The organism is Arthrobacter sp. (assembly GCF_031179985.1).
In the GTDB taxonomy this organism is placed as follows: Bacteria; Actinomycetota; Actinomycetes; order Actinomycetales; family Micrococcaceae; genus Arthrobacter.
The window spans coordinates 1-7,537 of record NZ_JAPSHJ010000083.1 but is presented as its reverse complement, the minus strand read 5'-3'; the positions used below and the strand labels follow the sequence as shown (position 1 = coordinate 7,537).

The window sequence follows — 7,537 nt, the reverse complement described above, 5'->3', positions numbered from 1 at the left end:
CCCGGGGTGGGACCAGTTACAGCGGCCATCATCACCTGCGCCTACTCCCACCACGGACGCATCCGCTCAGAAGCAGCCTTCGCCGCACTCGGAGCCGTCGCACCGCGCCCTGCTTCCTCCGGCAACACGACCCGGCACCGGCTCAACCGCTCCGGAGACCGCCAGCTCAACCGGGCCTTCGACGTCATCGTCCGCACCCGCATGAGCTTTGACACCGAAACAAAGGACTACGTGACACGCAGCCGGGCAACAGGAAAATCAAACCGCGAAATCGGCCGGAACCTCAAACGCTACGTCTGCCGCTCCATCTTCCGCCAGCTCCAAGCCATCATGGATTGACAGAACCCATAGAAGAGTCATTTTGGGTTGATGTCCCTGGCAAGATAGGCAGCAGCCCGGCGCAGAATCTCATTCTCCTGCTCCAACAACCGGTTCCGCTTCTTCAGCTCCCGCATCTCGGTCGACTCCGACGCTGCCGGGCCAGCCCTGGATTCCTTACGCTCCGCGATGGCGAGCCAGCGCTTGAGTGTCGTGACCGAGAGCCCGAAATCCTTCGCGATCTGCGCCAACAGCGCCTCGCCCTTCCGGGCCACATCAATAACATCCTGGCGGAACTCCGCCCCATACGGCGTGGGCATGGTTGCACAGCTCCGGGTTGGCCACGGTGCGTTCGAAGAACCGGGACACGGTCGCGATCGAGGGCAACTGGCCAAAGAGCGCGGGTGATGACCTGAGGATGTCCAGGTCCGAGGCGTGTTCGCCGCCAGCGGCGAGCATCGCGGTCAGGGAACCGAGGAGTTTGCCGCAACGGTGCCGTGCACCGGGAGGAACGAACTGGCCGAGCCTGTCCTCGCACAGCCAGCTGAATCGCAGAGCGTCCATAAAGCCGGTGAGGAACCTGACCCCGGAGTGGGAGACGAGCGACTGGCCGCTGAAATTCGCCGGGAATGATGGAAAAACAGGGGTAGAGTGGTGCTTCGAAAAGGTGCTCCTTCACGACCGGGACAAGTTGGCTTAGACACCACTACTCTCCCTTGTGAGAGCACCTTTTCGCCTTTAAACACAGCCCTCAGCGCCCAAACCCATGAAAACCCCGGGCTAGGTCAATGGTGTTGATGCAGGGCCGACAAAAGCCGGGCTCAGGCGGCCCCTGCTGACGTGGCGTCGCGGTCTTGGTTGAGGATGAAGTCACGATCAGCCCGTGACAGCGGCGCCGCCGTGCAGGTCTCGGTTAGACGGCCCGCCGATCTCCTTGCACATGGTGGCGGCGCAAAGCAGCTGACCTAGCTGGAGTGAAACGTCCGGCACACGGAGTTGTGGCAAGGCTGGTAAAAGTTTTCCAACTTACCTGCTGGCTTTGGGAACTTCCGAGGCAGCAGGAACCTCTAATAAGCATCACCAACAAAACGGGAAGCAAGAAGCTACCACCGCCTAAGGAGACATGATGGATTTCTTTGAATACGATGCAATCACGAACACGCACGGCCAAATGACCTGGTACGACACCAACATTGACGGGTACTACGAAACTATTATCTACGACGCCTTCGGCGACGGAGATCTGTCATCACTGTACGACTGGAAATCTGTGGACATGGATGGGAACGGCGTCTCTGAAACCTTCCTTTACAACGAGTAACTCGAAATGAACCAGCCCCGCGGACAAAAGGAGCGGGGGCGCAGAATGTGCACCCCGGCTCCTATTTGCAATGAAGCACCGAGCCCCAACAGCCTGGGCTGGCTGCTCCGTCCATTTTGAAACTTTGGGGTCCTTGAGGAACTTTTCGCGACCTTCGAGCCTCTAATGGACGTATAACAAAGCGAGGATGACAAGCTGCATTTCCGTTTGGAGACCTACGAAACCATGAGTCGCGACAAACGATATGGCAACAAAGTTGGAAAGGTCTAAATACCGGTATAGCGACTACTACTGCTACATGACGACTTCACCGCCTAAATCTCGCGTGATGACAGCCCGGCCAGGAACGAAGCATCGCCCTTGGCCCGAATGTCCCATGGCCCGGATTACCGTGGCGTGTTTCACAGGAGTGATATGGCAACTGCCAACCCAGACCACAGGCGCCACCAAAACCGCTCAGTTCAGTTTCGAGTCCTGCGACAGGCACCCCCGACGCGCCAAGAAGCAGAATAGATTTCTTCACCGACAGTTTCGATGCAGCGCTCGAGAACTATTCAAAACAGACCAGAGGTCACAGCAGCCTCAAAAGCCAGCCTCCCCCTGGCAATCCTGCTCTTCACTGTAGGCACACCCACTCCCTGATAGTCGGCGATCTGCGCGTACGTATAGTCACACAGCTCTCGCAGCACAAGGGCTACACGGAGATCCGTCGGCATGGTGTTCAGTGTTCGCTGGACGAGGTCAGCCTCAGCGAGGTGTTCCGCGAAGTCGCGTTCCGGAGTGTAGGTTCCGTCAACCTCGACCTCCGCAGACCGTCTCGATCCGACGATAGCCAACGCGGCGTTCGCCGCAATCCGGTAAATCCAGGTCCCGAAGCTGTACTCGCGGGGGAACTGCTGGATGCCCCGCCATGCGGCTAAGAGGGTGTCCTGAAGGGCATCTTCGGCATCGTAGGTGTTCCCCGTGATCCTCAGGCATACGGACCAGATCATGGCCCGGGCCTCGGTGGCCAGGGTCCCAAAAGCGCTAGCATCGCCCCCGATAGCTGCCTCAAGCTGACGCCTCTGAGCTACGGTCGCGTCCATGCCTCCCCACTTGGCTGAGGTCGCCGTGCCCCCCGCACTAGTGGCTATTTGTGCCCACTATAACCCTCATGAAATGCCCGGTCATCCTTACACAGAGGGAAGGCCCTGCCACTCTTAGCGGTGGTGTCTTCCCTTGCTGCTAGCACGACGGCGGGGTAGTTCCATAGAGGACAACCTCCCCAGGGTCCGGTTGCATAGCCGCATCTTGGTCGCAGAAGGAACTACTACCCGAGCACAACCATCTGGAGTTCTACGCATGGTGCTGTGAGACAAGCTTTTTGCTGGAACCTGTAAAGGATTTCTAAGGTGATGGGTCTACGTTCTGTCGTAGCCGGATAATGACGGTCCGCTCTGCCGGGTGACGATAGCACGCCAGTGGCGGTCCCGTCGGAGACGAAAAACCAGACCGGCCGCAAGTACCACTACCGGCAAATTAGATCAGCGACACCATGGCTGTACGGGTGAATGATGCCTCGGCTCAAGCATGCAGCTTACGCCTACGAGGGTAACTCCCCGCGCCCCGTCAGAACTGAGCATCAACAGTTGATGCGGGAAGCACTGTATTCCGCCACTTCTGGAAACAAACTCATCTATGCTCAGGAACTTTAATGAAGAATCAAGCCTCTAATCAACATAACCAGATCAACGAGGCATAACCTTCCACTAACCGGCCGAGCAAGCCCAGGTCGTAGCAAGGGCACGGCAATGAGATCGCAACCCAACGCGCACAGCACCCGCTCCACATGTATCGCCAGCGCCGCAATGTGTTTTTATGCCGTGCACAACAACTTCTCTTACGTCACAACAGCAAAATCTACAAACCATCAATCGAGCATGCGTTTTTAAAAAGGAAAAAGTTGAAAACACATCAGAATAAGTCCTCGTTGATACATCATGAATTAAGGAACGCCAGGAGGCGTACGCACCTGGGGCTTAGGGGACGCGCGCTGTGGGGAGCCCTACTAGCGGTCGCTCTCTTAGTACAGGTTGTCCGTTGGTCCCACTGGTCTTCATAGGGGGACAGATGTTTCGCACTTTTTGGCGGTTCCGGAAGGCGGCTGCTCCACACGCCTGGGCAATGGGCGGCGGCACGCTGCTGGTCATTTTTGTCGCAGCACTGCAAGTGGCATTGCCCTGGCCAATGAAGATCATTATTGACGATGTTCTGCAGCCGCTGGGCAAATCGGGCACGGAAACGACCCCGGAGTTCCTGGGCCTCGGCAGCCTCAGCCCGCTCCAGCTGTTGCTGCTGGCCGCATCGGCGCTGCTCGTCCTGACGGTGATGAATGCCGCGGCGGATTATCTGGGGACACTGCTGCTCAATGGCGTCGGCGAGAAGACCATGGCCGCTATCCGGGCGGATGTCTTCGTGCACCTTCAGCGCCTGTCGCTGTCATTTCATGACAGGCAGCGGCTGGGCGACCTTGTCACCCGGACCACCACGGACGTGGATTACGTCCGTTCCCTGATGGTGTCCATGCTTTCCGTGCTGCTGCCGAACATTTTCATTCTGGGCTTCATCACCACCATCTGCGTTCTCGTGGACCCGACGTTCGCATTGATCGGCCTGGCAGTTGCTCCGCTGATGTTCGTGACCGTCCTCGTGTACCGGCGCCGCATCAAGAGCGCTTCCAAGGAGGCCCGCAGCAAGGACAGCGACATCGCTGCGGCTATGTCCGAGACGTTCGCTTCCGTGCGGGTGATGCAAACGTACACCAGCGAAACGCAGCACGAAGAAGCCTTCCGGTTCCGGAACGACGGGCGCATGAACGCGGGCCTTAGGGTCATCCGATTACAGTCGATGTTCTCTCCCCTGGTGGACGTAATTGCCACACTGGGCACCGTGCTGGTGCTGTGGATCGGCGCGCAGCGTGTACTGGACGGAAGCATGACGCTGGGCCTGCTGCTTGTCTTCATCGCCTACCTCAAAGCGATGTATTCGCCCATGAAATCCCTGGCGAAACTGACCACAGTGATCAGCCGCGGCCAGGCCAGCGCCGAGCGCATCCAGGAGATCCTGGACACCGCTCCTGCCATTGCGGATGAGCTTGGCGCTGTCCCCGCCCCGCGCCTGACTGGCAGGGTGGAGTTGCGGAACGTCAGCTTCGGCTACCAGGACCGGGACGTGCTGCACGAAATCAATCTGAAGGCCGAACCGGGAAGCCTGGTGGCCATTACGGGTCCCACGGGTGCCGGAAAGTCGTCCATTGTCAGCCTGATCCCGCGGCTTTATGACGTCACCGAGGGAACGGTGCTGCTCGACAGGATCGACATCCGGAAGCTGCAGGTACCAACAGTCCGCAAACAAATTTCGATGGTCCTGCAGGAGGCCATCCTGTTCCGCGGAACCATCTACGACAACATTGTCTACGGCTGTGAGAGCGTAAGCCGGGAGCAGGTGCTGGCGGCAGCAGAGGCAGCCTACGTAGACGAGTTCGTCCGCGACCTGCCCCAGGGATACGACACGCCGGTGGCAGAGCGGGGTGTCACGCTGTCAGGCGGGCAACGCCAGCGCATCGCGATAGCCCGCGCGCTCGTGCGGGATTCACCAATCGTCATCCTCGACGAACCGACGTCGGGCCTGGACGCGATCTCCGAGCAGTACGTCATGCACGGGCTCGACCGGCTCATGGCCGGACGCACCGTGATCGTCATCGCCCACAGGCTTTCCACGCTCAAGCGTGCCGACAGGATCTACGTCCTCGACCATGGCCGGATCATCGAAAGCGGCCGGCACGAAGAGCTGGTCGCAGCGGGGGGCCTGTACAGCCGGCTCGATGAAATTCAGCACCCCCAGGAACCCGCTATTCCGGCCATGGCCCCGGTACGGGCTCAAAGCATGCAGACGGAGGCAAGAGTATGAGTAAGACCAAGCTGCCCACCTACGGCGCACTGCCCTGGCGCATTGGAACCAAAGGGGCGGTCGAGGTGCTCCTGATCCACCGCCCCCGTCACCGCGACTGGTCCATCCCCAAAGGCAAAGCCGAACCCGGAGAAACCGGCCGAGAATGCGCGGCCCGGGAAGTGCGTGAGGAAACCGGCTTTGAATGCCGCCTCGGCGCGGAGCTGCCGCCGATCCGGTATGAGGACAGCAAGAACCGAACCAAAACCATCCACTACTGGGCCGCGGCTGCCGAATCGGGGCATTTCACCGCCAACGAGGAAGTGGACGCCATCCGCTGGCTTTCACTGCCTGCCGCCCTGCGCACAGTCACGGAGCCGCGGGACAGACCCCCGATCGTCGCACTCGGCACGCAGCTGCAGCTGAAGCTGGGGGTGAGGCCGGTACCAGAACGCGAGAAGATGCTGTTGCTCGTCCGTGGCGCCCAGGTCATCAGGGGCGAGAAGGACCGCACCGACAGTGCCGCGCCGCCATCCGGCACGACCGGACTTGCCGACGCGTCACTCGCTGCTTTGGGATCCATGTTCGAAATTGAGCGCGTCCTGTCCGCCCCGTCGCCGCGCTGCGTCGGCACGGTAGCTGAGCTGGCGCGGCGGGAGTCCCTTGAGGTGGAGCAATCGCATCACCTGGCCGGAGGAAGCCTCGGGGCCACCCTCGACCTGGTGGCGCAGCTGCGCGGGAAGGGAACAGTGCTGTGCACCCACGAGGACGTCATGGCAGGCATCCTCGCCCACCTCCGCCGCCACGAGCGGATTGTCCTGAACAAGCGCTTCCGCGTCCGGAAGGGGTCAGCCTGGGTTGTGACGGGTGACAGCAGCCGGTACCGCTCCGCCTACTACCTCCCCCTGTCCGCCCCGCAGAACGGCAACGTCTAAGAAAGCAAGCTGGGCGGCCTGTCTCTAATGCCCTTCTGCGATGGGGAACGGCAGGCCGCTGTGCCAGCGCTGCGCTTATCAAACAGCGTGACTTAGAGAGCCGTGAGCAGCCCGAACCTGTCTGGAAAAACACGTTGTGATCAGCGGCCTTGAAGAATGCTGAATTCCCCTTCTGCCCGCCGTTGGCGCGCCGTCGCGCCAGTCAGTAGCAGTGTTGATTGCGACTTGCGGAACCGGTCGGAATTACGAGATTTCGCGGGGAAGGAACGACCAGAAGCGCGAAACTCCTGCGTGCGTGCCGCTGTCTGCTCTTGCCGCTTCGTTCCTTTCATGTGACATTCCGTCCAAGATAGGACCGCCGCTCTGAACGCCACCATGGCGAGGAGGGTGGGATGGCAAATGTGCTTCTTGCAGACTTGGCTCGCGTGTCAGCAGCTGCCTGCATCTTGTGGATGAAACGACGGTAAGTTTTATTTTAAGAGTTAGGGTTACCTGCCATTTGTAAGGCAGTAGGCGTAAGATACGGGCAAGATGCAACCGAAGACATTTCGGTAACGAAGAGTCAAAAGGTCTCACGGCGCGCTAAACGCGCATCCGGGACGGTGACGTCTCGGCCAGATTATCCTCATGTGCGGCCAGGAGACGGTTATGCATCCTTCGAAGAGAAATCCAGCTCAAACTCCCCCTGCAGCCTTGTTGGCGGCGCTAGTCCTTGCTGTTACGGGCTGCGCAGGCAACCAGGAGCCGAACCAAACTCAGACAACGGACGCAAGCCACGCAGCTAACCCCTCGGCAGCCGCTACCGCGGTTCCTCACCATCAGGAGGGCGGCCTGAAGGTGGGTGATCCGTTGCCACAAGGCGACGAGCATCCTGCAGTTCTGACGTCGCAGCAGGTGTACTCGCTCGGGGAGAAGTCAGTTTTCGCAATCCAGGGGCGCCGTGCCGATGATTTCGTAGGAACGGGCACAGGCTTTGTGGTGGACGAGAAGAGCGGAAACGCTGTCACTAACGCGCACGTCGTCCAGGGCCTCACGG

Annotated in this window: 6 protein-coding genes and 2 pseudogenes; 5 read left to right on the top strand and 3 right to left on the bottom strand. The window is 59.9% G+C overall.

What is annotated here, in order from left to right:
* A partial coding sequence (locus tag RIN13_RS19670; protein WP_309109001.1) for a transposase occupies positions 1-339 on the top strand: 339 nt, incomplete at its 5' end.
* Positions 340-359: 20 nt separating this feature from the next.
* Here RIN13_RS19670 and RIN13_RS19665 read toward each other — a convergent pair.
* A pseudogene (locus RIN13_RS19665) lies at positions 360-638 on the bottom strand (transposase); the annotation flags it as partial.
* Positions 595-930: pseudogene (locus RIN13_RS19660) on the bottom strand (IS1380 family transposase); the annotation flags it as partial. The pseudogenes RIN13_RS19660 and RIN13_RS19665, both read right to left, overlap by 44 nt.
* A gap of 511 nt (positions 931-1,441) precedes the next feature.
* Between RIN13_RS19660 and RIN13_RS19655 the strand changes: the two are divergent.
* Positions 1,442-1,639, top strand: a complete 198-nt coding sequence (locus RIN13_RS19655; RefSeq protein WP_309109000.1) for a hypothetical protein — start codon at positions 1,442-1,444, stop codon at positions 1,637-1,639.
* A gap of 554 nt (positions 1,640-2,193) precedes the next feature.
* On the opposite strand, the gene RIN13_RS19650 is transcribed toward RIN13_RS19655, so the two are convergent.
* The gene (locus RIN13_RS19650; protein ID WP_309108999.1) at positions 2,194-2,724 is read right to left on the bottom strand and encodes an RNA polymerase sigma factor; all 531 of its coding nucleotides are present in this window, start codon (positions 2,722-2,724) and stop codon (positions 2,194-2,196) included.
* Between the two features lie 1,024 nt (positions 2,725-3,748).
* Here RIN13_RS19650 and RIN13_RS19645 point away from each other — a divergent pair.
* The 3 genes from RIN13_RS19645 to RIN13_RS19635 all read left to right on the top strand — a co-directional run.
* A complete protein-coding gene (locus RIN13_RS19645) occupies positions 3,749-5,587 on the top strand; it encodes an ABC transporter ATP-binding protein (RefSeq protein ID WP_309108998.1) in 1,839 nt (612 codons plus the stop codon).
* Positions 5,584-6,501: an NUDIX hydrolase gene (locus RIN13_RS19640; protein WP_309108997.1), complete on the top strand. Its 918-nt coding sequence runs from the start codon at positions 5,584-5,586 to the stop codon at positions 6,499-6,501. The genes RIN13_RS19645 and RIN13_RS19640 overlap by 4 nt, the downstream gene beginning before the upstream one ends.
* An 837-nt stretch (positions 6,502-7,338) precedes the next feature.
* On the top strand, positions 7,339-7,537 hold a 199-nt coding region (locus RIN13_RS19635), incomplete at its 3' end, for a hypothetical protein (protein ID WP_309108996.1).

Coding starts and splice junctions, on each gene's coding strand:
- RIN13_RS19655 (WP_309109000.1), top strand. CDS start 1,442: ATGATGGATTTCTTTGAATACGATGCAATCACGAACACGCACGGCCAA.
- RIN13_RS19650 (WP_309108999.1), bottom strand. CDS start 2,724: ATGGACGCGACCGTAGCTCAGAGGCGTCAGCTTGAGGCAGCTATCGGG.
- RIN13_RS19645 (WP_309108998.1), top strand. CDS start 3,749: ATGTTTCGCACTTTTTGGCGGTTCCGGAAGGCGGCTGCTCCACACGCC.
- RIN13_RS19640 (WP_309108997.1), top strand. CDS start 5,584: ATGAGTAAGACCAAGCTGCCCACCTACGGCGCACTGCCCTGGCGCATT.